A 17,521-nucleotide genomic window follows, 5' to 3' on the forward strand; every position below is an offset into this window, starting at 1 on the left:
CCGGGGCGACACGAAACATACTAACTACCGGGTGCCTGCGACCAGGCACACACCTAATTGAATTCCCTTGCAACGTAAGGAAGTCGGGGTCATACGAGCACCATGCCCCCCTGCGGCCACACCGGCCCCGGCAGTCGCCGATTCGGCGCGGAACGACCGCAGCCGCTGCGAGTTGGCGACCACCGACACGCTCGAGAACGCCATCGCCAGTCCGGCCACCATCGGCGCGAGCATGCCGAAGGCCGCCAACGGGATCGCGGCGGTGTTGTACCCGAAGGCCCACACCAGGTTCTGGCGGATGGTGCGCAGGGTGCGCCTCGACAGGCGGATCGCGTCGACCGCGACGAGCAGATCGCCGCGCACGAGCGTCATGTCGCCGGCCGCGATGGCCACGTCCGTGCCGGTGCCCATCGCGATGCCGAGGTCGGCGGCGGCCAGTGCCGCGGCGTCGTTGACCCCGTCGCCGACCATGGCCACGACCTTGCCTTCGGCCTGGAGGCGGCCGATGCGCTCGAGCTTGTCCTCGGGGCTGACTTCGGCGATGACCTGATCGATGCCGACTTCGGCGGCGACGGCCTCGGCGACCGAGGCGGAGTCGCCGGTCAGCAGGACCGGGGTGAGGCCGAGGCGGCGCAGTTCGGCCACGGCGCGCCGGCTGGTGGGCTTGACGGTGTCGGCCACCGCGACGGTGCCGAGTTGCTCGCCGTCGGCGATGACCTCGACGACCGTGGCGGTCCGGCCCTCGCGGCCGGGGCCGCCGGCGCGCCCGATCTCGACGCGCCGTCCTTCGACGGTCCCGGTGACGCCGACGCCGGGTCGATTCACGAAATCGGTGACCGCCGGCAGCTCGCCGAGCCGCTCGCGCGCGGCGGCGGTGACGGCGCGGGCGATCGGGTGCTCGGAGGCGTCCTCGACCGCGCCGGCGAGGCGCAGGACCTCCTCACTGGAGTAGTCCACGACGCTCATCTCGCCGGTGGTGACGGTCCCGGTCTTGTCCAGGACGATGGTGTCGATCCGACGGGTCGATTCGAGCACCTCCGGGCCGGAGATGAGGATGCCCTCCTTCGCGGCGCGGGACGTGCCGATCATCAGTGCCATGGGCGTGGCCAGGCCGAGCGCGCACGGGCAGGCGATGACCAGGACGGCCACGGCGGCGGTGACGGCCACGCCGAGCGACCCGAGCGCGGCCCAGGCCGCCAGCACGACCACGGCGATGCCGACGACGACCGGAACGAAGACCGCCGAGATGCGGTCGGCAAGGCGCTGGACGGCGGCCTTGGAGGCTTGGGCGTCCTCGACCATGCGGGCCATTTGAGCCAGCTGGGTGTCGCCGCCGACCCTGGTGGCGCGGACGACCAGGCGCCCGGAGGCGTTGACGGTGGCGCCGGTGACGGTGTCGCCCTCGCCGACCTCGACGGGGACCGATTCACCGGTGAGCATGGACTCGTCAACGGCCGATGCTCCGGAGACGACCTCGCCGTCGGTCGCGATCTTCTCGCCGGGGCGCACGACGAACTCGTCGCCGACGGCCAGGTCCTTGACGGGGACGCGGACTTCGCGCCCGTCGCGCAGGACGGCCACGTCCTTGGCGCCCAGTTCCATCAGCGCCCGCAGGGCCGCGCCGGCCTGGCGCTTGGAGCGGTGTTCGAGGTACCGGCCCAGCAGCACGAACGCGGTGACGCCCGCGGCCGCCTCGAGGTAGATGTTCGACGCGGCCTCGCCGGCCGAGCCGGTGAGGCTGAACGGGTGGGTCATGCCCGGCATGCCGGCGTCGCCGAGGAACAGGGCCCACACCGACCACAGGAACGCCGCCAGGGTGCCCATCGACACCAGGGTGTCCATGTTCGCGGCGCGGTGCCGCAGGTTGATCGCGGCCACCCGGTGGAACGGCCAGCCGCCCCAGACGACCACGGGCGCGGCGAGGGTCAGCGACAGCCACTGCCAGTAGTCGAACTGGAGGGCCGGGACCATGGCCAGGACGATGACGGGGGCGGCGAGGAGGAGGGAGCCGATGGCGCGCTGCCGGAGGGACGCGAGTTCGGGGTCCTCGTCGTCGTGGTCGGTCTCGGCCTCGGCGCCGGACTCCTCGGGTTCGACCGGGGTGGCGCCGTAGCCGGTCTTCTCGACGACCGCGACCAGGTCGGCGGGGGTGAGGCCGTCGGCGACGGTCACGCGGGCGCGCTCGGTCGCGAAGTTGACCGTGGCCTCGGCGCCGTCGACGCGGTTGAGTTTCTTCTCGATCCGGGCGGCGCACGAGGAGCAGGTCATCCCGGTGATATCGAGGTCGATGATGTTCGCCATGCCCCGAATCATACCCCCTAGGGGTATCAATCGCAAGGCCGGCGTCAGTCCAGCGCCATCGCCCCCACCGTCTGGTCGGCGAACTCCGCACCGGTCGGCTCGAACCCCAGCCTGCGGTAGAAGCCCTCGGGCCCGCCTTCGCCGCGCTTCCACATGACCGTGGCCCGGTCCGCGCCCCGCCGCCGCGCCTCCTCGAGGACGGCCTCGGCGGCGAAGCGCCCGTAACCGGCTCCTTGACGGGAGGCGCTGACGTTGAGCCGCCAGATCCCGCACCGGAAGTACTCGATCCGCGCGTCCGGGTCGAATCCGCCCATGACGAACGCCACCGGATCGCCGCCGGCGTACACCAGTCGCGGCCAGGCGGTATCGGGCGAGGCGTAGGCCTCGGCCAGCGAGACGGCGACCGGGGCCACGAACGCCTTCTGCGCGGGAGCGACCTCGATGCGGCATGCCGCGTCGACGTTGTCGGGAGTGATGGCCTCGAGTCGGAGAGCTTCGGTCATCCCCGAAACGTACCGACCGCCTGCGACGTTCCGGCCCGCGCGATCACATGAAGGCGCGCAGCGCCTCCGGATTGGCCAGCGCGTCCTTGGAAATGGCCTCCTCGGGCTTGGCGCCCTTGAGGATCTTCTTGACCGGGATCTCGACCTTCTTGCCGCTGAGCGTCCTCGGCACGGCCGGGACCTCTATGACCGAGTCCGGCAGGTGCCGGGGCGAGAGCTGCTCGCGAAGCGTCCGCAGGATCCGGCCCCGCAGCTCCTCGTCCAACGCGACCCCGTCCTGGCAGGCCACGTACAGCAGCAGCCGGTCCTCGTCCTCGTCGTCGAGGTGCACCACCAGCGAATCGGCCACGCCCTCGATCGCCTCGACCACCGCGTAGAACTCCGCGGTGCCCATGCGGACCCCGCCGCGGTTCAGCGTCGCGTCGCTGCGCCCGGAGATGACCGCCGAGCCGCGGTCGGTGATGGTGATCCAGTCGCCGTGGCGCCAGATCCCCGGGAAGTCCGTCAGATAGGTGTCGCGGTAGCGCTGGCGCAGCGGGTCGCCCCACAGCCCGACCGGCATCGACGGCATCGGCGAGACGATCACCAGCTCGCCCTCGCGGCCGATCTCGTGATTGCCCTGGGAGTCGAAGGACTGCACGTTGGCGCCCAGGCACCGGCAGGACAGCTCGCCGCGCCAGACCGGGACCGTCGGCGCCCCGCCGAGGAACCCGGTGCACACGTCGGTGCCGCCCGACAGGGACTGGAGCTGCGCCTCCGGAGCGACGTGCTCGTAGACGTAGTCGAAGCCGACCGCCGGCAGCGGCGCGCCGGTCGAGCCGATGCCGCGGACCTTGGACAGGTCGGCCTCGCGCGAGGGCGTGATGCCGCGGCCGCGGCAGGCCATGAGGAACGGCGCGGAGGTGCCGAAGTACGTGGTCCCCGACTCCTCGGCCAGGCGCCACATGCCCACCGGGTCGGGCGCGCCGTCGAACAGCACCACCCCGGCCCCCACGATCGGGGCCGAGACCAGGTAGTTCCACATCATCCAGCCGGTCGTCGAGTACCAGAAGAACCGGTCGCCGGGCCCGAGGTCGTGGTGCAGCGAGTGCATCTTGGCGTGCTCGAGCGCCATGCCGCCGTGGCCGTGGACGATCGCCTTCGGCAGCCCGGTCGTGCCCGAGGAGTACAGGACGTACAGCGGGTGGTCGAAGTTGACCGGCTCGAACTCGATGCCGTCGTCATAGGCGCAGAAGCGGTCCCAGGTCTCCCCGTCGGGGTCGGAGGCTCCCAGGTACTGCAGGGTCACGACCTTCTCCAGGCCCGGCAGCCCGGCGGCGACGCGCCGGACCTCGGCGGTCCGGTCGATCTCCTTCTTGCCGTAGCGGTAGCCGTCGACCGCGACCAGGACCTTCGGCTCGATCTGCGAGAACCGGTCGAGCACGGCCTTGGACCCGAACTCGGGCGCGCAGCTGGAGAACACCGCGCCCAGGCTCGCCGAGGCGAGCATGAGCGCGAACGTCTCGGGGATGTTCGGCATCCAGGCGGCGACGCGGTCGCCGCGGCCGACGCCGTGGCCGACCAGGCCGGCCCTGGCGCGGGCGACCGCCTCGCGCAGGTCCTCGACGGTCCATTCGACCGGGGCTCGGGTGTCGGAGTAGCCGCGCACGAGGATCTCGTCGCCGTCGACGCCCGGGGCGGTCAGCACCGCGCGGGCGTAGTTGAACGGCTCATCGGGGAACCACACCGTCTCCGGCATCGTCTCGTCGGCGAGCACGCGGTGCTCGGGCACGGTCTTGCCGAGGCCGAAGTACTCCCAGACCGAGCCCCAGAAGGGCCTCAGGTGCTCCACGGAGTACTGCCACAGCGCCGGATACGAGGTGAGGTCGCGTTCCTCTCGGCGCGACAGCCACTGGCTGAACCGCCCGATGTTCGTCGTCTCCACCGCGTCGGGGCGCGGCAGCCACAGGACCTCGTTCGTCACGGTCGCCTCCCAACCTCCACACCCTTGTGGCCCACGGCACCATCGTGGCACGGCGCGGGGAAAGGGAGTTACCGGGGGTTGCTATGCGGCAATTGGTCTTCTATGTACCGTTCCTCGGTGACATAGAGCCCCACCGCCGCCAGCGCTCCTATGAGTACGACCAGCAGAGCGAACGGCAGCGTCCAGCCGCCGGTCAGCCCGTGGAGCCAGCCGACCGCGAGCGGACCGATCCCGGCCAGCAGGTAGCCGCCGGACTGCGTGAATCCCGACAGCGCGGCGGTGCCCGCCGAGGTGCGCGCCCGCAGCCCGAACAGGGTCAGCAGGAGCGGGAACACCGCCGAGGCGATGCCCGCCAGCGTCACCCAGATCCACGTCGACCAGCCGCCGCCGAGGAACCACAGCCCCGCTATGCCCACCGGATAGCAGGCCACCAGCGCGAAGAAGACCCGGCGCGGCGCGCCGGGGCGGGCTCCGAGGATCGGCACGAGCATGAACATCGGGATCTGGACGAACGTGAACAGGCCGAGCATCGCGCCGGCCGCCGCGGCGTCCATGCCGCGGGCCCGCAGGAACTCCGCGACCCAGCCGATGATGATGTAGGCGAGCGCCGACTGCGTGCCGAAGGCCACCAGCATCGACCACGCCAGCGGCGACCGCCAGACGCCGCGCAGGTGCGGGCGCTCCGACGCGGCGACGGCGCCGTCGCCGTCGCGCCACAGCAGCCACGGCACGATCGACAGCAGCGCGGGGACGGCCCAGACCGCCAGGGCCGCACGCCAGTCCCCCATCAGGCCCGCCAGCGGCACGGCCGTGAACGCCGGCACGCTCGTGCCGATCGCCAGCATCGCCGAGTACGCGGTCGTCATGCGGCCGATCGAGTTGGGGAAGTACTCCTTGACGATGACCGGCACGGCGACGTTCCCGATCGCGCCTCCCGCCAGCGCGAGCAGGCTGAACAGCAGGAACAGGGCCTGGTGGCCGGAGTACGCGCGGGCGACGAGCCCGATGCTCATGGCCAGCAGCGAGACGGTGATGACGCCGCGAGCGCCGAAGCGCCGGGTGAGCCGCGGAGCGAGCGCGCCGAGCGAGGCGAAGACCAGGACCGGCAGTGTCGTCAGCAGGCCGGCGACGGTCTCGGACATGCCCAGGCCGCCCCTGATCTCGCCGAGGAGCGCTCCGACGCTGGTGACGGCCGTGCGGAAGTTGAAGGCCGCGAGGACGACGCCGGCGGCGAGCATCCAGATGCCCAGGATCGCCGCCCGGGTGCCGGGCGGGCGTTCGACGGCGGCTCTCACGCGGGCGTCCCCCTCCTAACGCGGCCGAGTGGTGCAAGCGCGGTCCCACCTGCCGGAACGAGGCGGGGGCCGCCGCGGGCAGGCGGTTACAGTCGAGCTGATTCATAGGATGAATTAACAGGCTGTCAACCGTATCCCGGCGGCCGTCTGCTTTAATCCTCCTAGTGTTGGGAAACACGCGAACCCCTTTCTGGAGAGGTCGGGACCGTCAGTGGCATTGCAGTCGACACGCAAGTCCGCGCTGGTCGATCAAGTGATCGACCAGCTCAGGCGGCAGATCAGCGACGGCGAATGGCCCGTCGGCTCCCGCATCCCCACCGAGAGCGAACTGGCCGAGCTCCTCGGCGTCGGCCGCAACACCATCCGCGAGGGAGTCCGCGCCCTCGCCCACGCCGGACTCCTCGAGATCCGCCAAGGCGCCGGCACCTTCGTCGTCGGCCGCTCCGAAGTCACCGCCGCCGTGCGGCGCCGCATCGCCTCCAGCAGCGCCGCCGACGCCATGGAGGTCCGCCGGGGCCTCGAGATCGAAGCCGCCAGGCTCGCCGCCGCCCGCCGCGACGACGGCGACGTCAAACGGCTCCGCATCCTCCTGGCCGAACGCGAGGCCACCTTCGAAGTCCGCGACACCGAGGCCTTCATCGAAGCCGACATCGCCCTCCACCAGGCCGTGGCCGAGGCCAGCCACAACAAGCTGCTCCACGAGCTCTACATCGACCTGTCGGAGTCACTGCGCGAGATCGTCAAAGCCGGCGTCGGCGACAGCCTCGGCGGCGACCCGCACATCGACCACACCCGCGCGATCGAGGCCATCATCGCCGGCGACCCCGACCTCGCCGCCGCCGAGACCGCCGCCTACCTGCGCGAGCTGATCGAGGACTGACCGGATCCCGGCCCGCAGAGATACAGTCTTAACGCGCCCTGACCGCAGTACCGCCGAGAGGAGTCCCGCATGCGCCTGTCCGCCCGCGTCGACTACGCCCTCCGGGCCGCCGTGGCGCTCGCCGGATACGGCGACCGGTGGGTCTCGGCCGAGCAGATCGCCGAGGACCAGGGCATCCCGCGCAAGTTCCTCGAATCGATCCTGCTGCAGCTGCGGCGCGGCGGCATCGCCGCCTCCAAACGCGGCCCCGAAGGCGGCCACCAGCTGGCGCGCCCCGGCACCGACATCAGCCTCGCCGACGTCATCCGCGCCGTCGACGGCCCGCTGGTCGGCGTACGCGGCGAACGGCCCGAAGCGGTGCCCTACACGGGTTCGGCCCGGGCGCTGACCAACGTCTGGGTGGCCCTGCGGGTCAACGAACGCAACATCCTGGAGTCGGTGTCACTGACCGACGTGGCCACCGACCGCCTCCCCGACCCGGTCACCAAGCTCCTCGAAGACCCCGACGCCTGGGCCATCCGCGGTGCATAGCACCTCAGGCGGAGTTCAGCTCTGAGGATCCGCGGGAAGGATCCTGAAGCAATCAAAGCCGGGCCGCCCATCCGACAGCGGAGTCAATCGCCGGAAATCCGTCTCGTCGAGTGTGAAGATCAGGTTGGTACCCCAGTCTCGGGCAAGCGCCACCGCGAAGCAGTCGGCCAGATCGAGCTCCATGTCGTCGTACTTGTCCCGCAACTCGCGGACCGCCAGGTAGTCCTCGACCGAAAGTTGACCGACATAGTCGGTCGCCTCCGGGCCCGCAACGCGCTCCAGCAGATCTTCATATGCCTGCCGCGCCGCCTGGTAGTTCACACGCCGCCGGATGAGATGATCCAGTTCAGTGAAGACGAGCGGCGAGTACACGAATCCGCCCGTGGAGTTGAACAGGCCGCTGCACCGCTCATGGTCGGGATCACGCGGATTGAAGACCGCCAGCAGAGCCGAGGTGTCTGCGACGATGATCACCGGCGTCGCGCCCGCTCTTCGTATGCCTCATCGACGATACGGCGACGTTCCTCAGACGAGACGGGCTCGCCGAAATCGAACGTCGAGACTCGCCGGGGCCGCACACCGTGAGACTTCAGGTAATCGCTGATCAGCTCGTGAATCATCGCCGCGCGAGAAATACCGCGCGCTCGCGCGAATCGATCGAGCTGCGCGAGCTCTTCCGCCGTGAGATACGTAGAGGCCTGCTTCATAGTATGTATGGTACCAACTACCACATTGCGCTGCCAGACACGACACCATCGCAGACGCGGGTTTGACAGAATCGGGCCGTGAAATTCCCTGATCTGGGCGCGTGGTGGGACCGTGTCGTGGCCTCCTCCCGCAGGCGCTGGCGCTTCGTCGACCACGGCTGGCGCGCCCAGGAGCGGTTCGGCGAGGTCCACGCCGGGCAGCTGGCCGCGGCGATCTCCTACTACGCGTTCTTCGCGGCCTTCTCGATGTCGCTGCTGGCCTTGGCGATCTTCGGCTACCTGCTCAACGTGCCCGAGGTGTACGCGACCGTCGAATCCTGGCTCGAGACGAACCTCCCGGTCATCGACATCGGCGTCCTGGAGGAGTCGCGCGAGTCGGTCACGATCTTCGCCGGCATCGTGCTGGTCGTCGCCGGAGTCGCGTGGGTCCAGTCGGTGCGGACGGCGATCCGCACGGTCTGGGGCCTGGACGCCCAGCCCGGCAACCCGATCCTGCGCTGGGTGATCGACCTGTTCGTCCTCGTCGGCGTCTCGGTCCTGCTGCTGCTCACGATCGGCACGACCGCCGGCGCCGAGGCCGTGTTCGCGTGGTTCGATCTCGACGACACCGGCGGACCGCTGCGGCCGGTGATCCACGCCGGTTCGATCCTGCTGGGCCTGCTGGCCAACGGGCTGCTGGCGGCGGTGCTGCTGCAGGCGCTCCCGCGCCTGGCGATGCCGTTCAAGCGGGTCTTCGCCGCCTCGCTGTTCGTCGCGGTGGGCCTGGAGCTGCTCAAGACCGTCGGGAGGATCTACATCCTCAACGTCTCCGACCGGCCGGCCTACCAGGCGGTCACCACCGCCGTCGGTCTGCTCCTGTTCCTCTACATCTTCAATCTCCTGTTGATGGTCGCCGCGGCCTGGACCGCGACCTCCTCTCGCGGGACCGCGATCGACCTCTACGAGCGGACCCGCATCCGCGGCGCCGACGGCTTCCGGACCGAGGAGCCGATGCCCTGAACGCCGGGCGGCCCGGACTCGCCGAGTCCGGGCCGCCGCGTCATCCACTGTTCAATTGGAGTGTGAGGGTCAGGCCGCCGAGCAGATCCCGCCGTTCAGCAGGAACATGCCCGGGTCGTCCGGCTCGCCGGTGCCGCGGAAGCCGAACTGCTTGGTCTTCCCGGCTCCGATCGTCCCGTTCCAGAACGCCGGGTCGGCCGTCAGCGTGCCGCCCTCGGCGGTCACCGAGCCGCCCCAGGAGATCGAGGTGGTCTCGATCCCGGAGTCCTTCCACACCAGCTGCCAGTCCTCGATGGCCGCATCACCGGTGTTGGTGACCTCCACCCGGACGGTGAAGCCGCCGTTGTTGTCCGCCAGCACGTTGTACTCGACCTGGCAGGATGCGAACGCGTACGGCGCTTCGGCCCGTTCGCGGGCGTCGGCCCCGGCGATGGGCTTCCACTCCGGCTCGGCCATGTCCCAGCCGACGAAGAAGCTCGGCCACGGCGGCTGGTTGTAGGACTCGTTCTGCCAGGCGATCGCCAGGCGGTACTGCGGGTCCTGCATCATCGTCGGGATCGAGTGCTCGGTCTCGATCACGGTCGTGTACAGCCGCACGCCGTCATTGGACTCCTTGCGCAGGATCAGCTCCTCGCGCCAGTCGCCCAGCAGGTCGGCGGTCAGCACCGGGTTGCCCTTGGTGCCGTTGTTGGTGTGCACGCCCTCGGGAGTGAAGACCTCCTCTTGCGAGTGGGTCTCGTAGTCCCATTCGGCGATGTACGGGTAGACCGGGACGTAGTCCGGCTCGTTGAACTCGTGGTCGAAGATCTCGCGGCCCAGGTCCCCGTCCCACCAGATCATGTGGTTGGCCGAGGGGATCGAGTTCGAGATCAGCGTGCCGTCGGCGGCGCGCAGCTCCCCTTCCTTGGAGTTCCAGGCGCCGTCGGCGCTCACGGCCCAGCATTCGGCGCCGGCGTAGCCGGGGTCGATGTCGCCGCAGGTGGCGCGGCCGATGTCGCTGTCGCCGGGCATCGACCAGATGACCTCGCCGGTCTCGCCGTCGCGCATCGCGGCGCCGATGCCGCCCGAGCAGCTCATGCACTCGAACGGGGAGAAGATCTCCTGGCCCTCATTGGACGGGTCCAGGTCGGACACGTGCAGCGCGTCGCCGTGGCCCAGCTCGGAGCTGTACAGCGGCGTGCCGTCGTCGTTGAGGGTCATGGCGCCGTATACGATCTCGTCGCGGCCGTCGAGGTCGACGTCGGCTACGGACATCTGGTGGTTGCCCTGGCCGGCGTACTGCGGACCGAAGTCGGTCGACAGGAAGTGCCAGCGCTGGGTCAGGTTCTCGCCGTCCCAGTCCCAGGCGGCCAGTTCGGACTTGGTGTAGATGCCGCGGCTGGTGACCAGGCTCGGCGAGTCGCCGTCCAGGTACGCCACGGCGGCCATCATGCGGTCGCCGCGGTTGCCGTAGCAGTCGCCCCAGTCGCAGATGTCGTCGCGGTCGGGCTGGTAGTCGACGGTGTCCAGCGCCGCGCCGGTCTCGCCGTCGAAGACGGTGAGGTACTCCGGTCCGGTGAGGATGTAGCCGCCGTCGTTGCGGTGGTCGGCGTCGGCGTCGCCGATGACGTTCCCGGCCCCGTCGACGGTGCCGTCGGCGGTCTTGAGCGCGACCTCGGCCTTGCCGTCGCCGTCGAAGTCGTAGGCGCTCAGCGAGGTGTAGTGCGCCCCGGCTCGGATGTTGACGCCCAGGTCGATGCGCCAGAGCTGCTCACCGCTGAGGGTGTAGGCGTCGATGTAGACGTTGCCGGTGAAGCCGCTGCGGGAGTTGTCCTGGGCGTTGGTCGGGTCCCACTTCTGGATCAGTTCGTAGGTCCCGTCGCCGTCGAGGTCGGCCACCGTGGCGTCGTTCGGCTGGTAGGTGTAGTCGCCGCTTTCGGTGGTGCCGCCTTCGGGGCGGTCCATGTCGATGTCGACGTACTGCTCGGACCAGACCTCGACCGCGTCGGTGTAGCCGGTCTCGACGCCGTCTTCGACGGTGGCGATCCAGTAGGTCGAGTCGACGGTGCCTTCGGCGTCGGTCAGGTTGGTCGCGGTCGTCGGCTCGTCGGTGACCGGCTCGCCGTCGCGGTAGACGTTGAAGGCGGTGCCTTCGGCGTCGCCGGGCAGGACGCGCCAGGACAGGTAGACCCCGTCGTCGGTGCTGACGGCCACGGGCGCGCGGTCGATGCTCTCGACCTGTGCCGCGCAGTCGGTGCACGGTTCGTCGGGCTCGTCGCTGCCGCCGGGGACGTCGCCGACGCGGGTCAGCTCGAGGCCGTTGAGGTGGCCGGTCTGGCCGCTGACGGTCATGTCGAGCCGTCCGTCGGTCACGAAGATGCCTTCGAAGTCGTGCGTGGTGATCGAGCGGGAGCCGGAGTTGCCGGCCCCGTAGCCGTAGCCTTCGAACGCGAAGTCGGAGCGGGCGGTGCCGAGGTAGTCGCCGACCCAGACCCTGGCGGTGTAGTTGCCGTCCGGCACGTCGGCAGCGAAGGTGTACTCGCCGCCGAACCAGGCCACGAAGTCGGTCCCGACCGGGTCGTCGGCGTGGCCGCGGTCGCGGTCGATCGCGGTGGACATGTCGGTGACGAAGCCGTAGCCGGCCTCGGCGGAGTAGGCGGTGCCGCGGTGGACCTCGGTGTAGCCCTCGGCCATGGTCTGGCCGGCGGGGCCGAAGTCGTACTTCCATCCGGCGGTGGCGGTGGTGACGCTCAGGACCTCCGAGCGCGCGCCTTCGCCCTTGCCGTTGACCGCGGCGACGGCGAAGTCGTATTCGGCGTCCTCGGCCAGGGCGCCGACCTTGCCCTTGCCGACCGTGGAGGTGGTGCCGAGCCGCCATTCGCCGCCGGCCTCGCGCACGTAGACCCGGTAGATGTCGGCCTCGACCTCGTCCCACAGCAGGGTGACGCTGGCGTTGGAGACCGCCTCGGTCCGCAGGTCGGTGGGCGCGGCCGGGACGTCGGCCGGCGGCTCGATGTCGACCACGTGCGGCGAGAGCGACAGGCCGAGCGTGGCCGTCTCCTCGGCGACCAGGCGGGCCATCTGGATGGCGCCGTACTCCTGGAAGTGGGTGTCGTCGGTGGTGCCGTCGGGCCGGTTCGGGTAGACGCCCGGCGGGACGTGCAGGAACACCGACTTGGCCTCTTCGGGTCCGATCTCGTTGAGGTAGGCGCGCGAGGAGGCCGACAGGTCGACCGTCGCCACTCCGGTCTCGTCGCGCAGTTCGTAGACCTTCTGGACGTACTCGGGGAAGGAGACGTTGAACTCGCCGGTGTCGGGATCGAAGTCGCGGCGCTGCACCGGGGTCACGAGGACCGGGATGGCGCCCTTCTCGACCGCTCCGGCGATGTAGTGGTCGCGCAGGTAGGTCTTGTAGTCCTCGGGCGGGGTGTACCGCTCGGGACGGCTCTGCGTCGCGTCATTGTGTCCGAACTGGACGAACAGGTAGTCGCCGGGCTGGATCTCGTCCAGGATGGCGTCGAGGCGCCCTTCCTCGATGAACGAGCGCGAGGAGCGCCCGCCGATCGCGTGGTTCTCGACGGTCACCTCCTCGTCGAAGTACTGGTCGAACATCTGGCCCCAGCCGGCCTGGGGCTCCCAGTAGGGGTCGTAGGTCTGGACGGTGGAGTCGGAGGCGAGGTAGACGGTGATCCCGTCGTCTTGGGCTTGCGCCGGCGCGCCCGCGGCCATGAGCCCGCCGGCGGTGGCCGCCGCCGCGAGCCCCGCGAGGGCTCGGCGGCCCCGTCGAGGAGTACTGGGTGTCATATTCACTTCCATAGTGAGGGAGCGGGCGTTTCTCTGAATCGTTTCAATGTCAAGAGCGAGTTGCAGAGCAAACGCTTACTACCGTGGGGAGGCTACCTGCAGCTCCCTGAAATGTCAACACATGTCGATGCTTTGGGCGACACGGGAGCGCTGGTAGCGCTCCACAACGGGCAATCGGGAATGAATCGATTCATGAAGGCGCCGGCCCTATCCGGGCAGCAGATGCGCCAGCCGCTCGCGGGCCGCGCGCAGATCGATCCCCTGCTCGGCGATCCACTCGTCGTCGAAATAGGTCGATCCGTAGCGCCCGCCGGAGTCGCACAGCAGCGTCACGATGCTGCCGCGCCGCCCGGCCTCGCGCATCTGGTCGATGACGGCGAGCGCGGCGACCAGGTTGGTGCCGGTGGATCCGCCCAGGCGCCTGCCGAGCCGCTCGGAGGCCCACCGCATGCACGCGATCGACTCGGCGTCGTCTACTTTGACCATGCGGTCGACGAGGTCGGGGATGAAGGAGGCCTCCACGCGGGGCCGTCCGATGCCCTCGATGCGCGAGCCGCGGTCGGCCTCGGCCGCCGGGTCGCCGTCCCGCCAGCCGGCGAAGAACGCCGAGTGCTCCGGGTCGGCCACGCACAGCCGCGTGGCGTGGCGGCGGTAGCGCACGTAGCGGCCGATGGTCGCCGAGGTCCCGCCGGTGCCGGCGCCGACGACGATCCAGGCCGGCACCGGGTGGCGCTCCAGCCGCATCTGGTCGAAGACGGACTCGGCGATGTTGTTGTTGCCCCGCCAGTCGGTGGCGCGCTCGGCGTAGGTGAACTGGTCCATGAAGTGGCCGCCGACGTCGGCGGCCAGATCCCTGGCGGCCTCCACCGCGGCGGCGGGGTCGTCGACGAGGTGCGCCTTGCCGCCGTAGAACTCGATCTGGCCGATCTTGGCGCGACTGGTGGTGGCGGGCATGACGGCGGTGAACGGCAGGCCGAGCATGAGCGCGAAGTAGGCCTCGCTGACCGCGGTCGAGCCGCTGGAGGCCTCGATGACCGGGGTGCCCTGGTCGATCCACCCGTTGCAGATGGCGTAGAGGAACAGCGACCGGGCCAGGCGGTGCTTGAGCGAACCGGTGGGGTGGACCGATTCGTCCTTGAGGTAGAGGTCGACGCCCCACGTCTCGGGCAGCGGGAAGTGCAGCAGGTGGGTGTCGGCCGAGCGGTTGGCGTCGGCGGCGAGCGCGGTGACCGCCCAGTGGGCCCAGCCGCGGTCGCGGGACCGGTCAATCGACTCCATGGTCGACCTCTGCCGGCGGGACCGGCTGGGGGCGGTCCTCCCACTTGGTCGAGAGGGTGATGGTGGTGCGCGTCTGGGCCACGCCGGGGATCGCCGAGACGCGGTGGATGAGGGTCTCGAGATCGGCCATCTTCGGGACGCGCACTTTGAGCTGGTAGCACTCGACGCCGGCGAGGAAGTAGCAGGACTCGATCTGGGGGATCGAGCGGAGCCGGTCGCAGATTTCGATGTGATCGGCGCTGGAGTCGGGGATGATACCGATGAGGGCCGTTATGCCCAGTCCGATGGCCTCCGGGTCGATCACGGCCTGATAGCCGGTGATGACGCCGTTCTTCTCCAGCTTGGTCACGCGGTCCTGGACCGACGGGGCGGTGAGACCGACCCGCCGCGCCAATTCGGCGTAGGAGGTTCGCCCGTCGGTGCGCAGCAGGTTCACGATTGTCTGGTCGATCTCGTCCACTCGTCGAGGATAACCAAAGACGCCGCCCGAGCCTTCTGCCCGGCCGATGCCCGCTTAAGGCGCGAGGGGAGAAATCGACTTTGAGCGTCCCGCTCATACGCCTGGTACTTTCAGGCAAAACCTACCAACCGAAAGTATGTCCAAGAACTCATGGCAGGTTTGACTGAATAGTGATGTAATGGGTTTAACCGCACGAAGTGAGTATTCATCACGGGGAGGATGGAATCATGGAGACCGAGGACCGCCTACTCACACCTGGCGAAGTTGCCTCGCTGTTCCGCGTCGATCCGAAGACTGTGACGCGCTGGGCCGCGGCCGGTCGGATCGGCAGCATCCGTACACCGGGCGGTCACCGGCGATTCCGCGAGTCGGAGGTGCGCGCGCTGCTCGAAGGCGAAGCGGGCGCGCAGGCCGCATTTGAATCCGGTTCGAGCCAGCAGCGATAGAAGTCGGGTAGGCCAGGTACGCCGCGACTCGATCAGTGCCGACGCCGGGACGGACCATTCTCCGGGCATCGCCGATTTGACGCATCGCGGCTATTGAACGTCACCGCGGAGCCATAGCTCCGCCTCCATTGCAGACTTGGCGCCCTGTGGCGCCCGACACTGCGAACGCCGGCGACCGCGCCGCTCTCCCGGGCCCTCCCCCACAGGGACCGACTCGGAGCGAGGCGCGCGGTCGCCGGCGTTTTTCTCATGCCCGCCGCCCGACCGCTTCATCGCCGTATCAGGCTGTTCACGGCTTTCATAGGAAACTGTCTCCTATGCGGCGTATTGCTACGTTATGAAAGCTTATGAATGCCGTGAGTGACCACAGAAGCGACGAAACGGAAATTTGCCGGAAATCCGGAGCCAGCCTCTTGACTTCACAGCCATACATCGGCAAACTTCGATGTACTAGCTGGGAGCGCTTCCGTTTTCGACCGGTCAGACGCCGAACCGCTCCCGCGAAACCAGTCACAGCGATGGAATCAGGGATGCAAATGACACACCGTCGAAGCAAGCAGAGGCGCCTCGCGGTCAGCGCGATCGCCGCCGGCGCACTGGCGGCCGGAACCATCGGCGCCGTCGCGGCGGGCACCGCCGGCGCCCAGGAGAACCCCGAAGCGATCGAGGCGCAGCAGCAGAGGGTCGACAACCCGTACGAGGGCGCCCAGGTCTACGTCAACCCGATCTGGTCGGACAACGCCGCCGCCGAGCCGGGCGGCGAGGCCATCGCCGACCAGCCGACCGGCGTCTGGATGGACCGCATCGGCGCCATCGAGGGCAACGACTCCCCCACCACCGGCAGCATGGGCCTGCGCGACCACCTCGACGAGGCCGTCGCCCAGGGCGCCGACCTCATCCAGGTCGTCATCTACAACCTCCCCGGGCGCGACTGCGCGGCGCTGGCCTCCAACGGTGAGCTCGGCCCGGACGAGATCGACCGGTACAAGAACGAGTACATCGACCCGATCGTGGAGATCCAGTCGGATCCTGCGTACGCCGATCTGCGGATCGTCAACGTCATCGAGATCGACTCGCTGCCGAACCTGGTCACCAACGTCTCGCCGCGCGAGACGGCGACCGACAACTGCGACGAGATGGCGGCGAACGAGAACTACCAGAACGGCGTCGCCTACGCGGTCGCCGAACTTGGAGCGCTCCCGAACACCTACAACTACATCGACGCCGCCCACCACGGCTGGATCGGCTGGGGCGACGACAACCCCGAGTACGACAACTTCCACGCCTCGGCCGAGATGATCGCCTCGATCATCGGCCGCGAGGGCGCCACCGCCGACGACGTGCACGGCTTCATCACCAACACCGCGAACTACTCGGTCCTCGAGGAGCCCTACTGGAGCGTGGACGACACGGTCGGCGGCGAGCTGATCAAGGAGAACTCGTCCTGGGTCGACTGGAACGACTTCAACGGCGAGCTGGACTTCGCCCAGGCATTCCGCGAGGAACTGGTGTCCAACGGCTTCGACTCGGGCGTGGGCATGCTCATCGACACCTCGCGCAACGGCTGGGGCGGACCGGACCGGCCGAGCGGGGCCTCGAGCTCCTCTGACGTCGACACCTTCGTCGACGAGTCGCGCATCGACCGCCGCATCCAGAAGGGCAACTGGTGCAACCAGGCCGGCGCCGGCCTCGGCGAGCGCCCGCAGGCCACGCCGGCCTCCGGCATCGACGCCTACGTGTGGATCAAGCCCCCGGGTGAGTCCGACGGTTCGTCGGAGTACATCGAGAACGACGAGGGCAAGGGCTTCGACGAGATGTGCGACCCCGACTACGGCGGCAACCCGCGCAACGGCAACAACCCGTCGGGCGCGAGGCCGGACATGCCGATCTCCGGCCACTGGTCCTCCGAGCAGTTCCAGGAGCTGCTGGCGAACGCGCACCCGCCGATCAACTAGCGACACAGGAGAACCACCCGCCCCACGTTTCCGGCGGCGGGCCGCTCAGGCGGCCCGCCGCCGTTCGCTTCGGAGTGTTCCCGCAGCTCGCGGCCGCACCGGGTCCGTTTCGGACGGTGTTCCGAATCCCCTTGCGCGGGAGCGGTTTCACTACATCAAGCGCTTGCCAGTGGAAACCTTCTGGAAATATTGCCGCCAAAACCTTGACAGGCCATCTAAACATCGGAGAGTATCGATACATCGCTTGGGAGCGCTTCCCTTGTCGAAACGATCATCAACCCGATTTCGCACGAGCCAAGACACCCGACAAAACCCCTTCGAGCGCCGCTGGAGCGGCCGGGGCCACGAAGAACGAAGGACATCGAATTATGCAAGTACATCGAAGGCGTAGGAGACTGGCGGTCACCGGCATGGCCGTCG

At 69.2% G+C, this 17,521-nt stretch carries 14 protein-coding genes; 5 read left to right on the forward strand and 9 right to left on the reverse strand.

Going from position 1 to position 17,521, the window contains the following annotated elements:
• Positions 1 to 24: 24 nt before the first annotated feature.
• From ACYVL2_RS01760 to ACYVL2_RS01775, 4 genes are all read right to left on the reverse strand, one after another.
• Positions 25 to 2,301: a heavy metal translocating P-type ATPase gene (locus tag ACYVL2_RS01760; RefSeq protein WP_460539558.1), complete on the reverse strand. Its 2,277-nt coding sequence runs from the start codon at positions 2,299 to 2,301 to the stop codon at positions 25 to 27.
• Positions 2,302 to 2,345: 44 nt separating this feature from the next.
• On the reverse strand, positions 2,346 to 2,804 hold the full coding sequence (locus ACYVL2_RS01765) for a GNAT family N-acetyltransferase (RefSeq protein ID WP_460539560.1): 459 nt from the start codon (positions 2,802 to 2,804) through the stop codon (positions 2,346 to 2,348).
• Between the two features lie 43 nt (positions 2,805 to 2,847).
• Positions 2,848 to 4,767 carry an acetoacetate--CoA ligase gene (locus tag ACYVL2_RS01770; RefSeq protein WP_460539562.1) on the reverse strand — a complete coding sequence of 640 codons (1,920 nt, stop codon included), beginning with the start codon at positions 4,765 to 4,767 and terminating at the stop codon, positions 2,848 to 2,850.
• 68 nt (positions 4,768 to 4,835) lie between these two features.
• Complete coding sequence (locus ACYVL2_RS01775; RefSeq protein WP_460539564.1) at positions 4,836 to 6,062, reverse strand: MFS transporter; 1,227 nt, start codon at positions 6,060 to 6,062, stop codon at positions 4,836 to 4,838.
• Positions 6,063 to 6,273: 211 nt separating this feature from the next.
• On the opposite strand from ACYVL2_RS01775, the gene ACYVL2_RS01780 reads away from it, so the two are divergent.
• Both ACYVL2_RS01780 and ACYVL2_RS01785 read left to right on the forward strand, forming a co-directional pair.
• Positions 6,274 to 6,942, forward strand: coding sequence for a FadR/GntR family transcriptional regulator (locus ACYVL2_RS01780; protein WP_460539566.1), 669 nt, complete (start codon positions 6,274 to 6,276; stop codon positions 6,940 to 6,942).
• A 69-nt stretch (positions 6,943 to 7,011) separates the two neighbouring features.
• Complete coding sequence (locus ACYVL2_RS01785) at positions 7,012 to 7,473, forward strand: RrF2 family transcriptional regulator (RefSeq protein ID WP_460539568.1); 462 nt, start codon at positions 7,012 to 7,014, stop codon at positions 7,471 to 7,473.
• A gap of 15 nt (positions 7,474 to 7,488) precedes the next feature.
• On the opposite strand, the gene ACYVL2_RS01790 is transcribed toward ACYVL2_RS01785, so the two are convergent.
• Entirely contained in the window at positions 7,489 to 7,947 is a 459-nt protein-coding gene (locus ACYVL2_RS01790; protein ID WP_460539570.1) for a type II toxin-antitoxin system VapC family toxin, read from the reverse strand.
• On the reverse strand, positions 7,944 to 8,180 hold the full coding sequence (locus tag ACYVL2_RS01795; protein ID WP_460539572.1) for a ribbon-helix-helix domain-containing protein: 237 nt from the start codon (positions 8,178 to 8,180) through the stop codon (positions 7,944 to 7,946). Before ACYVL2_RS01795 ends, ACYVL2_RS01790 begins: the two co-directional genes overlap by 4 nt.
• Before the next feature lie 78 nt (positions 8,181 to 8,258).
• On the opposite strand from ACYVL2_RS01795, the gene ACYVL2_RS01800 reads away from it, so the two are divergent.
• Entirely contained in the window at positions 8,259 to 9,179 is a 921-nt protein-coding gene (locus ACYVL2_RS01800) for a YihY/virulence factor BrkB family protein (protein WP_460539574.1), read from the forward strand.
• 69 nt (positions 9,180 to 9,248) lie between these two features.
• Here ACYVL2_RS01800 and ACYVL2_RS01805 read toward each other — a convergent pair whose 3' ends face one another.
• The 3 genes from ACYVL2_RS01805 to ACYVL2_RS01815 form a co-directional block, all read right to left on the reverse strand.
• Positions 9,249 to 12,962, reverse strand: a complete 3,714-nt coding sequence (locus ACYVL2_RS01805) for a rhamnogalacturonan lyase family protein (RefSeq protein ID WP_460539576.1) — start codon at positions 12,960 to 12,962, stop codon at positions 9,249 to 9,251.
• Between the two features lie 207 nt (positions 12,963 to 13,169).
• Positions 13,170 to 14,240, reverse strand: a complete 1,071-nt coding sequence (locus ACYVL2_RS01810) for a PLP-dependent cysteine synthase family protein (protein ID WP_460539578.1) — start codon at positions 14,238 to 14,240, stop codon at positions 13,170 to 13,172.
• Complete coding sequence (locus ACYVL2_RS01815) at positions 14,227 to 14,700, reverse strand: Lrp/AsnC family transcriptional regulator (RefSeq protein WP_460539580.1); 474 nt, start codon at positions 14,698 to 14,700, stop codon at positions 14,227 to 14,229. Before ACYVL2_RS01815 ends, ACYVL2_RS01810 begins: the two co-directional genes overlap by 14 nt.
• A gap of 227 nt (positions 14,701 to 14,927) precedes the next feature.
• Here ACYVL2_RS01815 and ACYVL2_RS01820 point away from each other — a divergent pair, with 227 nt between their 5' ends.
• Both ACYVL2_RS01820 and ACYVL2_RS01825 read left to right on the forward strand, forming a co-directional pair.
• Positions 14,928 to 15,146 carry a BldC family transcriptional regulator gene (locus tag ACYVL2_RS01820; protein ID WP_460539582.1) on the forward strand — a complete coding sequence of 73 codons (219 nt, stop codon included), beginning with the start codon at positions 14,928 to 14,930 and terminating at the stop codon, positions 15,144 to 15,146.
• Between the two features lie 530 nt (positions 15,147 to 15,676).
• Positions 15,677 to 17,101 (forward strand): glycoside hydrolase family 6 protein, encoded by a 1,425-nt coding sequence (locus tag ACYVL2_RS01825; RefSeq protein WP_460539584.1) that lies wholly within the window; start codon positions 15,677 to 15,679, stop codon positions 17,099 to 17,101.
• Positions 17,102 to 17,521: the final 420 nt, after the last annotated feature.

The organism is Glycomyces halotolerans (genome assembly GCF_054779575.1).